The 16,029-nt window shown below is 39.7% G+C and carries 17 protein-coding genes, 1 tRNA gene and 2 pseudogenes; 5 read left to right on the top strand and 15 right to left on the bottom strand.

Going from position 1 to position 16,029, the window contains the following annotated elements; translation table 11 throughout:
- Positions 1 to 117 precede the first annotated feature (117 nt).
- Positions 118 to 1,400, top strand: a pseudogene (locus DRED_RS18070) (IS110 family RNA-guided transposase).
- 14 nt (positions 1,401 to 1,414) lie between these two features.
- On the opposite strand, the gene DRED_RS18455 reads toward DRED_RS18070, so the two are convergent.
- Positions 1,415 to 1,552, bottom strand: a complete 138-nt coding sequence (locus DRED_RS18455) for a hypothetical protein (RefSeq protein WP_156779548.1) — start codon at positions 1,550 to 1,552, stop codon at positions 1,415 to 1,417.
- Between the two features lie 402 nt (positions 1,553 to 1,954).
- Positions 1,955 to 2,173: a hypothetical protein gene (locus tag DRED_RS18450; RefSeq protein WP_011876426.1), complete on the bottom strand. Its 219-nt coding sequence runs from the start codon at positions 2,171 to 2,173 to the stop codon at positions 1,955 to 1,957.
- A 74-nt stretch (positions 2,174 to 2,247) separates the two neighbouring features.
- On the opposite strand from DRED_RS18450, the gene DRED_RS00205 reads away from it, so the two are divergent.
- The gene (locus DRED_RS00205) at positions 2,248 to 2,487 is read left to right on the top strand and encodes a hypothetical protein (RefSeq protein WP_011876425.1); all 240 of its coding nucleotides are present in this window, start codon (positions 2,248 to 2,250) and stop codon (positions 2,485 to 2,487) included.
- An 80-nt stretch (positions 2,488 to 2,567) separates the two neighbouring features.
- Here the strand turns inward: DRED_RS00205 and DRED_RS17710 are convergent, their stop codons facing one another.
- From DRED_RS17710 to DRED_RS17700, 11 genes and pseudogenes are all read right to left on the bottom strand, one after another.
- A complete protein-coding gene (locus tag DRED_RS17710; RefSeq protein WP_011876424.1) occupies positions 2,568 to 3,572 on the bottom strand; it encodes a type II TA system antitoxin MqsA family protein in 1,005 nt (334 codons plus the stop codon).
- A gap of 47 nt (positions 3,573 to 3,619) precedes the next feature.
- Complete coding sequence (locus tag DRED_RS00195) at positions 3,620 to 3,985, bottom strand: type II toxin-antitoxin system MqsR family toxin (protein ID WP_011876423.1); 366 nt, start codon at positions 3,983 to 3,985, stop codon at positions 3,620 to 3,622.
- A 539-nt stretch (positions 3,986 to 4,524) separates the two neighbouring features.
- Positions 4,525 to 4,662, bottom strand: coding sequence for a hypothetical protein (locus tag DRED_RS18445; protein ID WP_156779546.1), 138 nt, complete (start codon positions 4,660 to 4,662; stop codon positions 4,525 to 4,527).
- 307 nt (positions 4,663 to 4,969) lie between these two features.
- Positions 4,970 to 5,746, bottom strand: a complete 777-nt coding sequence (locus tag DRED_RS00185) for a hypothetical protein (protein ID WP_011876422.1) — start codon at positions 5,744 to 5,746, stop codon at positions 4,970 to 4,972.
- On the bottom strand, positions 5,731 to 6,708 hold the full coding sequence (locus DRED_RS00180; protein ID WP_011876421.1) for a winged helix-turn-helix domain-containing protein: 978 nt from the start codon (positions 6,706 to 6,708) through the stop codon (positions 5,731 to 5,733). The genes DRED_RS00185 and DRED_RS00180 overlap by 16 nt, the downstream gene beginning before the upstream one ends.
- Positions 6,709 to 6,849: 141 nt before the next feature.
- The gene (locus DRED_RS00175; RefSeq protein WP_156779544.1) at positions 6,850 to 7,893 is read right to left on the bottom strand and encodes an McrC family protein; all 1,044 of its coding nucleotides are present in this window, start codon (positions 7,891 to 7,893) and stop codon (positions 6,850 to 6,852) included.
- Positions 7,894 to 8,038: 145 nt separating this feature from the next.
- Positions 8,039 to 9,928: an McrB family protein gene (locus DRED_RS17705; RefSeq protein ID WP_011876419.1), complete on the bottom strand. Its 1,890-nt coding sequence runs from the start codon at positions 9,926 to 9,928 to the stop codon at positions 8,039 to 8,041.
- Positions 9,929 to 10,432: 504 nt separating this feature from the next.
- Positions 10,433 to 11,233 carry an ExeA family protein gene (locus DRED_RS00165; RefSeq protein ID WP_011876418.1) on the bottom strand — a complete coding sequence of 267 codons (801 nt, stop codon included), beginning with the start codon at positions 11,231 to 11,233 and terminating at the stop codon, positions 10,433 to 10,435.
- Positions 11,234 to 11,235: 2 nt separating this feature from the next.
- A pseudogene (locus tag DRED_RS00160) lies at positions 11,236 to 12,479 on the bottom strand (DDE-type integrase/transposase/recombinase).
- A 136-nt stretch (positions 12,480 to 12,615) separates the two neighbouring features.
- Positions 12,616 to 12,792: a hypothetical protein gene (locus DRED_RS18920; RefSeq protein ID WP_198006915.1), complete on the bottom strand. Its 177-nt coding sequence runs from the start codon at positions 12,790 to 12,792 to the stop codon at positions 12,616 to 12,618.
- Positions 12,789 to 13,139, bottom strand: coding sequence for a DUF6431 domain-containing protein (locus DRED_RS17700; RefSeq protein WP_198006914.1), 351 nt, complete (start codon positions 13,137 to 13,139; stop codon positions 12,789 to 12,791). The genes DRED_RS18920 and DRED_RS17700 overlap by 4 nt, the downstream gene beginning before the upstream one ends.
- Before the next feature lie 64 nt (positions 13,140 to 13,203).
- On the opposite strand from DRED_RS17700, the gene DRED_RS00150 reads away from it, so the two are divergent.
- From DRED_RS00150 to DRED_RS00140, 3 genes are all read left to right on the top strand, one after another.
- Complete coding sequence (locus DRED_RS00150; RefSeq protein WP_420794775.1) at positions 13,204 to 13,698, top strand: helix-turn-helix domain-containing protein; 495 nt, start codon at positions 13,204 to 13,206, stop codon at positions 13,696 to 13,698.
- The gene (locus tag DRED_RS00145; protein ID WP_011876415.1) at positions 13,682 to 14,089 is read left to right on the top strand and encodes an ImmA/IrrE family metallo-endopeptidase; all 408 of its coding nucleotides are present in this window, start codon (positions 13,682 to 13,684) and stop codon (positions 14,087 to 14,089) included. Before DRED_RS00150 ends, DRED_RS00145 begins: the two co-directional genes overlap by 17 nt.
- Before the next feature lie 92 nt (positions 14,090 to 14,181).
- Positions 14,182 to 15,348, top strand: coding sequence for a site-specific integrase (locus tag DRED_RS00140; protein ID WP_011876414.1), 1,167 nt, complete (start codon positions 14,182 to 14,184; stop codon positions 15,346 to 15,348).
- A gap of 122 nt (positions 15,349 to 15,470) precedes the next feature.
- Here the strand turns inward: DRED_RS00140 and DRED_RS00135 are convergent.
- Positions 15,471 to 15,562, bottom strand: a tRNA-Ser gene (locus DRED_RS00135).
- A 3-nt stretch (positions 15,563 to 15,565) separates the two neighbouring features.
- Positions 15,566 to 16,021, bottom strand: coding sequence for a tRNA adenosine(34) deaminase TadA (gene tadA, locus DRED_RS00130; protein ID WP_011876413.1), 456 nt, complete (start codon positions 16,019 to 16,021; stop codon positions 15,566 to 15,568).
- Between the last annotated feature and the right edge of the window lie 8 nt (positions 16,022 to 16,029).

Here is a 16,029-nt window from a genome sequence, read left to right as displayed (position 1 = left end):
TTTTTGTAAGGAAATAAAATGGCCTTTGTAAAAAAGAAGCACCTCCTGTAATATACTGGGTGTCGAGCTGTCAAGGCGGACCGACCCCTAATTTAATCACACAGGAGGTACTTCAAAATGAATTATAAACAAAAACAACGAATTGAGCAACTCACAGAATCAACTTTAATTATTGGAGCAGATATTGCTAAATCAAAACATGTGGCCCGGGCCCAGGACTTTAGGGGTATTGAGCTGGGGAAACGCTTGATCTTTGACAACACTAGGGCAGGCTTAACTAAGCTGATGCATTGGATTAGAACCTTGATGGTAGAACACTGTAAGGATCATGTCCTTGTAGGTATCGAACCCACAGGATACTACTGGTTACCAATGGCTGAGTTTTTACGCAGAGAAGGCATACCAGTGGTAGTGGTAAATCCCTTGCATGTTAAGAGAAGCAAGGAATTAGACGATAACTCGCCCACAAAGAATGACACCAAAGATGCAAGGGTAATCGCCCAATTAGTAAAAGATGGCCGATACTCAGAACCCAACTTACCCACAGGTGTCTACTCAGAACTACGGGTAGGAATGGCTCAGCGAGATCGTCTGAATCAAGATCTTAACCGTGTAAAGGGTAGAATCCACAACTGGCTTGACCGTTACTTCCCCGAGTACACAGGGGTATTTAAGGATTGGGAAGGCAAAGCGTCCCTGATGATATTGAATACCTGCCCACTCCCCGGGAAGTCATCAAAACAGGCACAGAAGCCATTGTGGCCCTGTGGAAAACTGAGATTAAACGGGCAATGGGTGTAAAAAGAGCTAACAAACTAATGCAGGCTGCTAGGGAATCCATTGGACTATCCACAGGGATAGAGTTTGCCCGCCATGAAATAAAGATGCTACTTGAGCAATATGACACCTTATGCAAACAAATGGAAACCCTGATGGTAGCAGTTCAAGCGTTACTTCAGCAAATACCTGGGACCGCAGAGATGATGACCATTCCGGGAGTTGGTTTAGTCACAGTGGCTGAATTTTTAGCAGAAGTAGGCGACTTAAAAGGTTATGAGCATGGGCAACAAATCATAAAGTTGGCGGGCCTAAACCTAAAAGAGAACAGTTCTGGTAAACACAAGGGACAATCACAAATCAGTAAACGGGGGCGCCCCCGGCTGCGGGCCTTGTTGTTTAAGACTGTGTTAGTCATGGTTGCAAAAAACCGAGAGTTTAAGGCCATCCACCAATATTTAATAACAAGGCATGAAAATCCCTTAAAGAAAAAACAATCCATAGTTGCCCTCTGTGGAAAATTGATTCGTATTTTGTTCACCATAGGCAGCAAAAAAACTCCATATGACACGGAGCAAGTATTAGGCGTTGTACGCCAAGAGCAATTACAGGAAGCTGCTTAAAAGGCTATTAAATATTAACACTTATTCACAATGAATTGGATAGACAAACGAAGCACGGAGAAGCCGGGAACTAATATTTCCATACGGGCATGACCCAGCAAAGGAGCATACCTGGCCTCCACCCCTTGAGAGGTAGAACGAATAAGGGCCATTGATTTGGACCCCGTGAGACGTGGGAGGGTAAACCACAAGGGTACATGTGGAGATCCATTGTGCAACCATAATTTATAAAATTAGGCATAGCCTTTGATTGGGCACACCCCCACCAACCATATAATGTTATTTATTCAAACTTATTCCTTTAGGCCTTGTTTGGATGTACTTGAAATTGTGAGAATGAGTGAGTAAATAAAAGAAAAACTTATTTCATTGAGGGAGGTTTTTTGTCAACTTTTCTTCATACCATATGCTAATTAAAGAAAACTTGGCTCACACCACGCCTTTAGGCGACGGCGTAAGCCTTAGTTACCCTTGTGCAAGTCGGAAAGTTTTATATTTTCTGACTTGTCAAAAAATCCAGAGGCTTCGCAGTTTTGCGAAACCCCTGAATAGGATTACCAGCTTAGCGCCAATATCTCAGAAATAATTTGTGTATTGGAGAAGCCTTTTATATCTGCGGCACCACAGCGCCAAGAGGAAGAACAGGCCCCACAACCCTGACAAAGGCTTGTGTTAATTACTGCCAAGGTCCTTTTAGTTCGTTCATTATATTTCTCCTCGATGGCCTTAAAGGGACAAACAGAGCGACAGTATCTAGTTATATTTGCCATCATAATAACTATAAGGCCTAAGCGATATAAGTTACTTAGGCCTTTATTATTTTATTAGTATCTGGGAGGTAGACAATATGAGAATTATAAAGTCAGTTCAGGGTATCAACATACTAAGAAAAGCTGATGCATTACCCACAGAATACCTAGAGCTATTGGAAAAGGAATTTCTTCAGATGGTAGAGCAACTTGGTGGATTCGAAAATTATGATCCCAAAACATATGGCTATATAGTAGTTCTAGAAAGCGGGGATAACGTTAGAGATCTCTCTGTGGTCGGACTTACTCAAGTAAAAGAATATATTAATTCGTTTTAATAATCCAAATGAAATAGTGCAAGAGGACTATTAACTATGCCTCTTGCACTAAAATATAGTTACCCGAATGTTATGATGTTTTAGAGTCCACATTCCATAAATTCTGAGTATAAGTAAGAAATCGGCTGTTTATGTGGGGTTTCAATCCAACACTTTTCCTTGTGCGAAAAGTTACTGATCTCTTTGGAATTCATATGTTTAAATTTCTGATTAACAAGATCTAAAATGCTAATTTCCTTGTCATTAAAAGTTAGGGCGAGATCATTAGCTGGCTTAATATAATTGCCATATTCATCTTCGAAAATTTCTATTGTGTCTATGCTATCATATAAAGTTTGGTATTTATTTGGTACAGGACCATAATTATGTCTTATATAACGTGTTCCGCTCAGCGAAGTACCAAACTTTTTATAATAATAGTAATCTGCATAAAACATAAGCTTATTTAGTTTAGTAATGTATAAACTTGTGATTTCTTTTAGAGCAAAGAAATATACCATCTGGGAGAACTTTTTATAATCAAACCTTTTAAAACCATTATAAACATCGAGTTCAGGTGTAGTAATATTTTTCATATCTCTCAAAATGTACTGCTCTATATTTTCATTAACATTTTTATTAGCTATCATTTCTTCTAATCTATTCTTAGTTTGGATATATCTTTCAGTCTCAATTTTATGACCATTTTCTTTCAGTAATATAAGCATCTTGCTCGGTTCTATACTTTCTTTAATTATTTGACTTTGTGCTATAGTTGGTAGAGACCCTCTTTCATACCTTGAAACAGTAATTTCGCCAAAACCCAGCAGGTATGAAAACTCCCGTTGGGTCAATTCATATTTTTCCCTAATATCCTTAATTTCTTTTGGTGAAATAATCCCCGTTTCTTTTCTGTACAAGTCAAAAGCTGCTCTCTGATTGGCTTCATCATATTCACGATGAAATAATTCATTCCCACAGTCTGGACAAAACAGTCTCTTTCCGTTAATTTTGTATACTAAATTTCTAACAGGATATTCAAAGTAATCTTCTTTAGTTATGCCTAAAACTTCCTTCTCACAGTTGCCACAGTATATATTTCTCATCTTTAGTATCTCCCCCTCTCATATGGTTGATATAACCACCTGAGATTTTATTTATATGGATATGTAATAAGATCCCTAGCTTTATGAAAAGACATCATTAGAAGGTCTCCCCTAGTATTTCGAAAAGTAAGCTTTACATATAAGTCCCTGTGGGGAGGTATTTCATCCTCAAAAATTTCTGGAATACCAAACTCCCATACCTGTTGAGACGGATACCTATGATCAGGAGATGGACCCCTATAATAATTCTTTACATCAAGATCTTTAACCATTTCAAAAGCATCAGTAATGCTAATTCCTAATTTGCCAAGAGTATATTTCTCGTCACTACCCTTAATAAAATCAACTTTATCTTCAACAATGAACAATCGTACCAGTTCTAGGTATTTTTCAATTTCTTCAGTTGTTGGCACCTTTAAATTCAACCCCTTGTAGAGCGATTCCTAATACAATTATATGCTCTAGATGGGGAAAAATCTACAAAAATATTATCAATTGATAATATTTTTATCGTTAAATAATCAATTTATACATTTAGCAAAAAAATCTTTTTGGCGTCCTAAAGGAGACCATAGTCGGCAATCTCGTCGGCCATAAATTTAAATTACCCTTAAACAACAAAGGGATTCTCACCTTCAACAGTGAGAATCCCTTTGTTTATATATATTTGGCGGAGAGTTAGGGATTCGAACCCTAGAGACCGCTCATCACAGTCTACTCGATTTCGAGTTGTATTGGGAGCCTATTATAAACTACCGCAACCTGTCTCGGGCCAGTAAAATCAAGACCTTTATTGATGTAGATAATTACCCTATTTCATACCTTGACAGGTTTTTTGTGAAATTTTTGTGAACCGCATAATCATAATGTTACCACTCACATGACTATGAAGTCAAAAAATCCACATTACCCCTCCATCCCGGAGGGGTGTTTTTCTCAGTACCTATCCCTCTTAGATAGATACAAGCCGAAGCCACAGCCAACCGACAACACTGCGGAGATCCTCCAGACCCGAAAGCCCATCCCCAGGATCTGCCCTGGTGTCGATGATGTTACCGATGCCGGAACAAAAAAATCGTACAGCCATCATCGCATTCGGCGCGAACTCCATGTTTCGCTGTTCGATGATGTTTAGAGAAGTGTCGGGGCTGCAGCCGCAGCCCATCCAGGCCGGCGGCAACTGCCTGCTACAGCTACCCTCCCAACACTAGCGGGTAAAGGGATCACAAAGATCACAGTCCAGGACCCTCGAAGTCAGGCCCCGATAGGTTGGATCTGTCCGGCTGAACCAGTGGCAACTGGCCAACCCCAGAGACCTACCTCAAATAGTCAACTGCCGCGGGCAGATGGAGAGATCCAACCAGACCAGCAGCTGCCAGTCACTTAAAAACCCTCATTTATAGAGTGCCTTCCTTATCCATAGGAATATAAAGCTCTTTAATTCTATTAAGTAATTCCTCAAAGGTAACCGTTTTTATTCCTAAATTCTTTAGATCTGGTTGATCGTCCGTAATTTTTTCAAGAAATCGGTTAATATCTTCATAAATCTCATCTTCCACCTCAATCTTACTTGAAGGAGTTAAATTAACAAGTAACCGAAAAATATCATTCTTATGTTTTTTCACATTTTTAGAATCGATTTGCTCGCCAGCTTCAAGTCTTATAGTTAAATCTAACCAAGCTCTTATTTTGAAAAGCATTATATATTCCATTTCAAGAACTGAATAGCCGTCTACAAGGATCTTTCCCTTAAAAAGCAAATTATAATAAGCATCATTGAGAAGTATAGCCGATAAACTAGCAACATCGTCCCCAATATGGATTGGTGTAACTAACGAGTCAAAATGCAACTGCATCTTTTCGGGCTTTCGACTAAATAATTCTATCATAGTAGGAAATCCCGGTTTGCTCGGATTTGCAAAACGATAGAAATGCTCTTTTCCTGTACTCTTTTGTCGGTATTCATAGCCACCATCTTCGATGAATTCCCAAAACTTAATTCCAAAAGGTTCATCTAAAGATTCAATGATAAGAACCATATCCAAATCTTTTGTGGATCTAAAAGAAACACCGATTTCTTCTAACAATATACTACAAGCAGTTCCTCCAATAAAAACATACTGTCCTGTGTAGTCACTAAAATACTCTTTAAATTTTTCTATCCCATGTACCATTTTTCACCCTTTAACCTTTCTTCCAGTGCTTGCTCGATTCTCTCATCATTGATCCCTTTTAAAGATAACGCAAGGGATGCAAGATCCACATAATTTTCTTTGCTTAATATCCTTGGATCGTAGTTCCACACCTCAATTTCCGTTAATTTTTCGTCTATAATCCTGTCCCTGTCTTTCAAAAGATAAGGCTCAATCTCACTTAACCTTTCTTTTGAAATTGCGATGACCGGGTTTCTGGGCGGATTCATCATAGAAATTAACGAAAGTGCCTCCAATCCGGCCACGAGGCTATTCTCTATTTTTTTCCATGTATATACCGTCTTCCATACTGGATTTTTTAGGTATCGACTACCTTCATTATAATACTCTGGGTCACCAATCCTTTTATATTCTTTACTTCTTTTGGTTTCTCCACAAATTACATAAGTCAGGAGCCCAAAATTATACAGGTCATTTAAGCTTCGAGAAGCAGTCATCTTGGAAGTATTTAATACTGCTGCTAGTTCTGTCGCGTTGATGGTCCTGTTCCCATTATATAACAAATATAAGAAAGCCAGTTGCGTGGAAGAAGAAAACATAGTTATCTTTTTTTCCTGTTTGTACAAGATGTTTTTTAAATCTAATCCTAAAAAAGGCAAGTACATCTGTCCATCTTCTACAACAAAGGGTACGCGATTTTGAATTAAACTTTTTCTTCGAAACCATGAAATTGACTTATAGTAGAAAACTAAATTCTGTTCAACAGTTCTATTAATAACTTTTATGTGTTTTTTTATGGTATCTATTCCGGGAGCCTCCTGCAATATCTCAATGATTATGCAATGCTGTCCTAATATTTTGGTTTCATAGAAATTATAGATCTCAAGCAAAAACAAAGGAATTTTCTTCTTACCATCCCAAGGTTGAATAGTTATATTTTCGTCAATGTTTTCTTTCAAATAAATCTCAAGCATGTATTTCAAATCAACCGCCCTCTTTAACATAACTAATTTTAAATATAACAACACCTATGTTATATTTCAAGTATTTTTTGTTACATTAAAGTATCTCCATTTTTTGTATTTTTAGACTTCGCCATAAAAGTTAACAAATTTGGTCATGAATTACAGATTGCTTATTAATTTCTCAACTAACCTTTTGCCTGCTTCCTCAAGATTACCCGCCAGCGGAAAGGCTAGTGTTTTAACGGTAATATCTCCTATGGTCTCCTTAAATGGCCGAATATTTGATGATGGGTAAATTAGCACTGCATCGCGGCACCCCTTGGCGACAGCATAGGTAACCACCTGATTAATATCTGCCTGGGTCGGAGTGGCAGCACTCTTGTATTTGGTGTCCATTACACACATAGCAGTTTCATCTCTTTTACGGTACAGAACCATGTCGATGGAAAATGTAAGTTCTCCGTTTTCTCCGATCTCCACCCTTTCTTGTGGGGTTATTTCGTATTCAGGTGGCAGGTAGGTCCGTAGCCACTGGGCCACAAATAGCTCAAAGAGTCTGGGCATATCCACCAGAAAGGGGATCATTGAATGGTCTCCAACTTCATAACCAGGTCCGCACTGCTCCAGAAAAAAACGGCACAAGGCATGAAGTGGGCGGTAATCTTGGTTTAACCTGCTATATACTCTACTACTGAAACGACCCGGGTCAAGGGGGATTAAGGACGTTTGGCTCAGTAAGCTACGGTAGGCCTTTTTTATCACTGGTAAACCTCTATCGGAACAAAGCCCGCTATATAATATCCTATTTAATGTCCAGGTTAGAATTTGATTATCTTCAATGTCTGCAGTGTGCTCTTGATAGTGACAAGAAAAACCAACCTCCCAGGGTTTTACAAGCTGGTGCCGTATATTAAGCTGCCCTCTAATATAAGGCAGTTTGTCAACCTGTTCTCTGTATTCCCGGTATAATCCCTGTCGATTTCGATTTAGTATCATCCCTGCCAGGATCATGGCCAATCTCTCATAAAATTCCTGTAGAGAATCACATTCCACCATCCCATCAAGTATCCTAAAACTTTTTAGTCTGTAAGCATACTCAAGCATGGTAAAAATATTACTTAGCTTAACCCTGGGGCACAAGTACAAATATAGATAGCGGGACACAGGGATATAACCCACCCAGCCTGGTTGATGAGGCGCCATTTATTACCTGTTGCAGGTGAAGGAAATTCAACCTTAACCTGATTACCAAAATTTTGGTAAAGGAATAACCCTTCATCTTCCGTTAGATATGGCCTTTCAAATTCAGCTGGCAAATATTCTGTTAAGGAGAGGAATTCTGCCTCTGTCATGACAGCACTTTCTCCCGGATTTTATCCCATCGAAAATCCTCCACTTTTTCCGGTTGATCAAAAAAGAATTCTTCAATATATGGCTCTATTTCCATGCGCCAGATATCCTCCAGCTGTTCCCCTAAATCAGCCCTTAAAAAGAAGGACACTCCGATTACGTAGTTTGGATCATTGATTCTCCTGTTCAGTTTCATCAGGGTTTCAATTAAGCCCTCCACACCTAACCCCGTCTTAGTGTGGTATCGGCGCAATACTTCATAGTTAGGCTGCAACGGTATAAAGGCAAATCTTATGCGTAGGGCAAAATCTACTAAAGCAATGGAGCGATCAGCTGTATTCATGGTACCAATAATACGTACATTCCTGGGTAGGCTGAATGTCCCTCCGCTTGCTAAAGGTATTTCCGCATCCCGATACTCTAGTAAGTACATCAGTTCACCAAACACCCGGGAGAGGTTGGCCCTGTTTATTTCATCAATGATCAAAACGCACAGTCCTTGCCTGTTCCTGGCCTTCTGGCAAAATTGCAACAATCTGCCTGGTAATACCGGGTATTTTAGAATACCCTCGTTATCCACCTGGGGCCTAATACCTTGAATAAAATCTTCATAGGCATAGGCTGGGTGAAATTGCACTAAATCCACCAGGCCATCGCTACCCCCGATTAAATGCCTGGCAAGTGCCTTGGCTAAAAAAGTTTTTCCAGTTCCCGGTGGTCCGTATAAAATTGCCTGGCCCTTCCGTTCGATAGCCTTAATCCATCTTTCAAGCTCCCTTGGATCCGTTTCGGTATCAGCAGCCAATTTTTCCAGGGAATATTCCTCAGTGATGTACAGAGGGTCCTGGGTAGCTAATTCACTTTCGTCAAGTTCATCTTGCATATACAGCCCCTCTGTCAACAAACGCATCAGTAGTTCCCTATCAAAAATAGCACCAGCAATTTGTTCCAGGTGGTGTTTTCGATAGGGTGATTTATTATACTCCTTAAATCGGGAGGCAATATGTTTCATCGCTCCCACATAACGATGTTGTATATTATCTACAGGTTTTTCCATAGGCAAAAGGTAACTGGCAATGGCTGGTTCGTCCTGGTTCTGAGCAAATTTATAGGAATTATCAATATCACTATCTTGTTCTTTTTCCTCCAGTAACGGAAGTCGTAGTCTCCTGTTGGCCTTATTGGGACCATAAAAACCAAGTAACAGCCAGTTACCAAAATTAATATGTAACCCCATATACTTATTCCGAATAGTTACAGCCAACCGTTGATCCTCGGGGGAGTCAATTCCCAAAAGATTTGCAGCACTGGCTATCATTTCAAAGGCCCAAAGGGCTTCTTCCCGGTTAATAAATATTCTGGAGAATGGTTCAGCCAAGAATAGAGAATCACAATGTGGGGATTCCTCCTGAACCGAGCCTGCTTTTCGCCATTTTATTAACTTCAACTGGTAAATTAATGGGAAGTCTGTTTTGTAAAACTCAATATATTCAGTCCTATTGTCGGGCACAATAATATCCTGCTTCTTACCTCTGTTTTCATTTCTTAATCTTTTTTCCTTTATAAAATCATAACTAGGGTAAAATACCTCTAGCAATTGCTTCCTCAGGACAGAATTAGATTGGTAACGTAATTGCAACGTATCTGCGGCTACACCCTGCCGGTCAACGTTTGTTAGAACAGCATCGTAATCGATTTCATTTAATCGGAGTTTTACAGAAATACTTTGTCCCCTCTCTGGCAAAATTCCACCATTAGCTTCCCTAAAATATTCATGATATTCCACTGGTATATGACAGCCAGTTTCAAAAACAGACCAGTCCACCTTTTTTCTAGCGATGAGCCCCGGAGTATCATCTTTAAACCAGCTTTTGCTTATCCTGGCCACTTTTGTTCCCCCTTAAAGCTTGGCAAGTCTAGTACCTAGGCCATTTGAATTATCTTTCCTAAAAATGTAATGTACATTTTGATTAAATTTAAGAAAACATTCTAGACCTAAAAATAATCCCCTTCCTTAAAGTTTTATGTAATAGCTGAGGTTGTTTATTGATAGAATCTTATTTCAAATACCATTCTGGTGTAGCAGTTTTTGGCCTTACCGTTAGCGATATGTATTTTTTACGGAGTTATCTTGTAAGATCCACAACTACCTCAAAAGAACTTGTGAAATAATTCAACTTAATAGCAAGAAGTCCTTCGATGTGAACTTGCAAATTAAAGTAGCATAGCTTTTGCAAAATAAATTAGTGTAATTTTGGCCATTGAACAGGTGATTTTGCAAAATATCTTAGCCCAAGAAATCAAATTTTGCACAATATCACATTCTTTTGGTCCAAAAAAATATTAGTATAAAAAATAGTTCGGCTACTTCGGTGTAACCGAACTTAAGAATTTACATAGACATTTCTTGGACTGCCACTCGGACAACTTCCTCATCAATCAGTTCCTTTTTCATCTGATACCCGGATAATAAACAGTTGGTAGCTAGGTTATTTATCAGGTGTGGCCATCCTCGGGAATGAGAGGTAATGGCCGAAACAGCAGGCTCACTAAATATTTGATGCCTTGCCCCGGCTAATTCCATGTGATGCTGTATATAGTTTGCCACTTCTTCTTTGTTTAAAGGCTCCATTTTGTAACGCATGATCAGTCGTTGAGAGATGGGACGGTTATGATTTAGTGTTAATTTGCTCTGCAGGTTTGGCAGACCCGCAAGTATTAAAATAAATGGACTTTCTGAATCCATACCAAAATTAAAGAGAATGCTTAAATCATGTAGGAAAAGATTCCTTGCCATCTGCATCTCATCCAAGATGAATACTGGCGTAATTTTTCGTTCTCGGAAATATACCAAGACAGCCCTTTGGATTTGATGAAATAAATCTACCTTACGAAATTTGGGTTCCTCGCCTAAACCAATGGCAAGGCCACGAAAGAAATCCATCACTGTCCCTGTTGATAACGGAAAATAGATTACCTTGTATAAAGATGGATTCAATGATTCAGCAAAGTTCCTTAATGAAAATGTTTTGCCAGCACCAGGCTCTCCAACCAGTAATCCCATACCCCTTGCCTTCTTTAAGTAATCAAGCCGGGCGGATACTTCTGTGAAGGAAGTGGATGCAAAAGAATTAGAGGTTTTTAGATCTTTAGTGAATGGAGTGGCAGAAAGAGAATAAAAAGCCTTGTACATAACTAAACCTCCTCGGAGAGCATCTCACGGAAGGAAAGAGGTTGCTCCCTTTTTACTCGAGCATTATCGCTAAAATTAACAGGGATAGCTTTTGCCACAACTAAGCCATCTTCATAAACATAGACCGCTTCCTCATCATAACGAACTTCGATTCTTTGGCCCACAAACTGGCCAGGTACTTCAAAAAGCGACCCATTAAAGAAATAGTACCATCATGCTTTACTTTTCTTTGTTCTCTTCTTAAGAAGATTGGATCTAATGAAGCAGGGTCTTCTACCATCCGAACCTTGCTGGCCTGAGAAAGAAACAAATCTAAGGGCGTCATACCTAAAGAAGCATGAACCTTTCGATGATAGTCCTCCTCGAGCCATTGCCAAAAACGTTGGTTAAGTTTCTCCAGGGAGGATGGGGGTTGATGCTTAATTAAGGGGAAAAACCGGGTTTTAACGGTCCCAAAGAACCTTTCTATTTTCCCTTTACTAGCAGCGTCATAAGGCTTTGTGTGGGTTAAAGTAATTCCTAGACTGGCACAAGCAATGTGGAAAGCATCTGAACGGTAGATCTTACCGTTATCCACATAAACAATTTTAGGAATTCCCCGGCGGATCAAGGCTTCTTTAAAGATATTTCTTAAAGCCTCAAATTTCTCCGTAAGTGTGAAGGCGGCATAGGGAACCACCCTTGAACAATCATCAATAAAGGCAAAAAGAAAGGTTTTTGTTTTCTTACCATCAATCACAAGATAAGGACCTATAGACATATCCCCTTGCCACAACATATTTACGGTATCATAGGAAAAGTGCTTTCTATTGGTATTTTTCAAAAGCTCTTTCCCTGTAAGACCCTGTGTTTTAAAGATCCGGTAGAGCGTGTAATAGGAAACCTCGTTGGGTAAGATTTCCCCCTGGGTAATTAACTGATTGTAAAAAACAGAAAGTGGTAAATCACGTTTTTCCTTCCGAAGAGCAATCAGGTGCTGCTCCTTCTCGTCACTTAATTTACGGGATTGACCACAATCAGATCTTTTCTTAGGTTTTAACCCTTCGAAGCCTTCTCTGCGCTAAGCCAATAGCCAGGTGGCAATGGCCTTGGGAGTATACTCTTTGAGACCATAATGAGGAACTTGATGTTTTTTACTAGCTATCTCGGCTAGATAATCCTTTTGGGAAGTAACTTGATCATTCAAAATGGGCGCAATGATGCCATAACGGAAAAGGGCCACGCTTTCACGCACCTTTTCATCCACAGAAATCACCTCCGATTTAATAGAGGTTAACCGGTTAACCCAACATTTTGATTTTAAACGACAAAAAGCACCCTTGCCACGCAAAAGGTGTGTGGATGAATCCACCTGTTTTCAGGAGAGTGGAGGTGTGGTAAAATTACTGTGCCATAAAATTGCGTAAGAAATGTCCCGTTGACCTTCTTAGGAAGGGTGCTTTCCCCAAAGCTAGGATCATTTCAAGCAACTTTATGGCCCTTTCTTTTATATTCCCTGGTAATACCCCACGGAAGTCTTCATCTCGAAAAAACATCTCAATCTGATTTAGTTGATTCATAAATCGCTTTGATAAAACGATACTAACTGGCGGCATCCGGTGATTACCTGATGAATTAAGTTGTCCTCTACTTTACCCAAGACTGTGTCTAAGGTGTACTGATAGTAAGGAATCAAAAAGTCTGGCAGCAGAGAAACAGTTTTCTTGCACGAAGGGCATTTTAATCTACAGATTGGTATATGATACAAACTTTCTCCTTCAATGGCGTTTCGCCAATAAAAGCCGTGACGTTGCAGGGTTACTAGCCCTTTACAATGTGGACACCGGTCAATCTGTGGAAAATCGTTTTGTGTACCTCGGTTGGCATATTCTTCTGCGTTTAATTTGAAGTCAATTATTAAGAGCATCAAAAACCCCTCCAAAACAATCTGCTAAAAGTTTAGCACTTTGTTTGAGGGGTGACAGAAGGTAATATCTGTAGGATTTTGCAAAAAACTGAGTCGTTTTCTTCAAGATAAACTGCAAGTTTACAAACTTAGAATGAGCAGAAATATATCAGGTACAAAGATAGCCAAAGAACTAAATATTACACCCACCTATTTCTATGAAATTGAACGAGGCAAGAAAAGATTAAGTGCGGAGATGGCAGCTAAGCTTGCTGCAATTTTTAATGTAACAATAGATTATTTATTAGGCCACGACGAGCAACCGGTTAATAACGATCATGCAGAAGCTGCAATCCCCACCTGGGCCACATCTAAATATAAGCGTGATTTTAAACAGATGCTGGAAGATGATGCCCCGCTAATGTTTGACGGTGTTCCGATCCGCAAGGAAGACAAAGAAAAAATCAAACGTGTTATGGAGGCCATGTTCTGGGACGCTAAGGAAAAAAATAAAAAAACCTACGGACGTAAGAAAAAGAAAAACAATGCCGGGGATGATTTGAGTGGACCAAGCCATTAATAAACTGATTCGGAAATTTAAGACAAATGATCCATTCACAATAGCAAATGGCCTTAACATTGAGGCTTGGTTTGAGGATTTGGGTGTGGGAACCAGGGGGCTATACTACAATAAGCTGCGCAGAAGATATATTGTAATTCATTGTGCTCTATCAGACGAGTGGCAAAGGTTTATTTGCGCCCATGAACTTGCACACGATAGGCTTCATCCGGGCTTAAGTCGTTTCTGGTTGGACGAGCACTCCTTATTTAATCCCGGAAAATATGAGCGTCAGGCCAATAAGTTTGCCGTTAAATTACTTTTATCAAAAACAGAAATTTATCCTGGTGAAACATTGGAAAATGTATTTAGGAGAAATTATATACCCGTTGAAATGTTGCAATATTATTAGATTGAACCTGAAAGCATATTTTTTTACCCCTTTGGCAGAACATATGTTTTTGCCAAGGTTTATTTCTATTAACTAATGAAAGGAGGTAAAGCATGGCCACAATTAAGTTTAACGAAAAGAAAGGATATTATGAAGTACGCTATGATGCTGGATTTGATGGAAACGGGAAAAGGATACAAAAATATAAGGGAGGCTTCAAAAAAGAGAGAGATGCAAAACTCTTTGCTGCTCAACTTACAGTAAACATCAGTCAAGGAACACACATAGAGCCTAATAAAATGTTTTTATTTGAATACCTTAATAACTGGCTAGAGGAGAAAAAGGAAACTATCTCACCGACATCCTATTGTGGGTACGAAGTTAACATCCGGTGCCATATAAATCCCTACATCGGCGGAATCAAACTTTCGGATTTAAGGGCTGCCCATATCAGAGGGTTATATTCCAAGCTGCAAAAGGCCAGGGAAATTAAAATTGATGGGGAAAAGAGATCCTTCAAGCCTCTGTCCGGCACCTCTATTCGTTATGTCCACAGAGTGCTGTCTAAGGCTTTAGAAGATGCTTACAGGGAAGAAACAATACCAAAAAATCCAGCTAAACTGGTTACCCCTCCAACCAAAAACAAATTTGAAGCAGGTTTTCTGTCAACCAAGCAGATTAGGGAAATGTTGGATAAACTCCGGGAAGATGCCTTGTACATGCCGGTGTATTTATCCGTGGTCCTGGGGGCCCGTCGTGGGGAAGTCTTAGGACTGCAATGGTCCGATGTAGACATGGAAAACAAATTAATTCATATTCGTCACAATTTAATAATGGATAATGGTAATCCTGTGTTGAGAGAAAAAACTAAAACTGATTCTTCTAACAGGGTTATCGTGGTAACAGACAGATTAATCAAAGCATTAAAGGAACATAAGCTAAAGCTAAAGCAAAAAGAAATGAAACTCCAGCATGGCCAACTATATCATAAGTCAGACTTTGTTTGCACCTGGCCTGATGGGAAACCCTTTAACCCGTCACATTTATCCAGGTCCTTCAGCTTACGGCTGCAAAAATATGGGCTGCCTAATATAAGATTCCACGATCTACGCCACTCGAACGCTGCCTTAATGATCGCACAAAACGTCCCCATGAAAGGGGCCAGTGACAGGTTAGGGCACAGCACTATTCAAATCACTAATGATCTTTATGGTCACACCGAACGGTCAGTGCAGGAAGAAATTGCAATTAAAATCGATCAAGCCATCTGGGGAAGCTAAGGCGCACAACTTTTTGTGAAATGACACTCGATTTATGTGAAATGAATTTATGATTTGAGAAATTTTATGTGAAATGGCATGAAAAAACCGCCTTACTTTAGTTAAGTAAAGCGGCCCTCAAGTGGCGGAGAATGTGGGATTCGAACCCACGAGACGCTGTTAACGTCTACTCGATTTCGAGTCGAGCGCCTTCGACCAACTCGGCCAACTCTCCAATTTATTTATTCTTTCTTAATTCACGAAAAAAATTTTGTATTATTTCCTTGCATTGATCTTCCAAAATACCGGCAATAACTTCTACCCTGTGATTAAACCTAGCTTCTTGAACAATATTTAAAATCGTATCCACTGAGCCAGATTTAGCATTGGGAGCACCATATACCAGGCGATTTATTCTAAATTGTACGATGGCCCCAGCACACATGGCACAGGGTTCCACTGTTACGTAGAGAGTTGCATCATTTAGACGCCAATCACCTAGATGTTTAGCTGCTTTCCTCATAGCTAATATCTCAGCGTGTGCAGAAGCATCACATAGGCTTTCCCGAAGATCATATCCCCGGCCTATCACTTCATCCTTCCACACAACAACAGCCCCAATGGGCACTTCACCCTTTACCGCAGCCTTTTGGGCTTCGATCAATGCTTCACGCATGAACAAAGCATGAGACAAAGAAAAAA

It is taken from the genome of Desulforamulus reducens MI-1 (assembly GCF_000016165.1).
Classification (GTDB): Bacteria; Bacillota; Desulfotomaculia; order Desulfotomaculales; family Desulfotomaculaceae; genus Desulfotomaculum; species Desulfotomaculum reducens.
Note: the sequence above shows the minus strand (reverse complement) of the source record. Positions and strands in the feature narration are given on the sequence as shown.

What these genes read in the sequence shown, in the direction of transcription:
- DRED_RS00185 (WP_011876422.1), bottom strand. Translation starts at nt 5,746, where the DNA reads ATGGTACATGGGATAGAAAAATTTAAAGAGTATTTTAGTGACTACACA.
- DRED_RS00175 (WP_156779544.1), bottom strand. Translation starts at nt 7,893, where the DNA reads ATGGCGCCTCATCAACCAGGCTGGGTGGGTTATATCCCTGTGTCCCGC.
- DRED_RS17710 (WP_011876424.1), bottom strand. Translation starts at nt 3,572, where the DNA reads ATGAGAAATATATACTGTGGCAACTGTGAGAAGGAAGTTTTAGGCATA.
- DRED_RS00140 (WP_011876414.1), top strand. Translation starts at nt 14,182, where the DNA reads ATGGCCACAATTAAGTTTAACGAAAAGAAAGGATATTATGAAGTACGC.
- DRED_RS18445 (WP_156779546.1), bottom strand. Translation starts at nt 4,662, where the DNA reads ATGATGGCTGTACGATTTTTTTGTTCCGGCATCGGTAACATCATCGAC.
- DRED_RS00205 (WP_011876425.1), top strand. Translation starts at nt 2,248, where the DNA reads ATGAGAATTATAAAGTCAGTTCAGGGTATCAACATACTAAGAAAAGCT.
- DRED_RS00165 (WP_011876418.1), bottom strand. Translation starts at nt 11,233, where the DNA reads ATGTACAAGGCTTTTTATTCTCTTTCTGCCACTCCATTCACTAAAGAT.
- DRED_RS18455 (WP_156779548.1), bottom strand. Translation starts at nt 1,552, where the DNA reads ATGGCCCTTATTCGTTCTACCTCTCAAGGGGTGGAGGCCAGGTATGCT.
- DRED_RS18920 (WP_198006915.1), bottom strand. Translation starts at nt 12,792, where the DNA reads ATGAATCAACTAAATCAGATTGAGATGTTTTTTCGAGATGAAGACTTC.
- DRED_RS17700 (WP_198006914.1), bottom strand. Translation starts at nt 13,139, where the DNA reads ATGCTCTTAATAATTGACTTCAAATTAAACGCAGAAGAATATGCCAAC.
- DRED_RS18450 (WP_011876426.1), bottom strand. Translation starts at nt 2,173, where the DNA reads ATGATGGCAAATATAACTAGATACTGTCGCTCTGTTTGTCCCTTTAAG.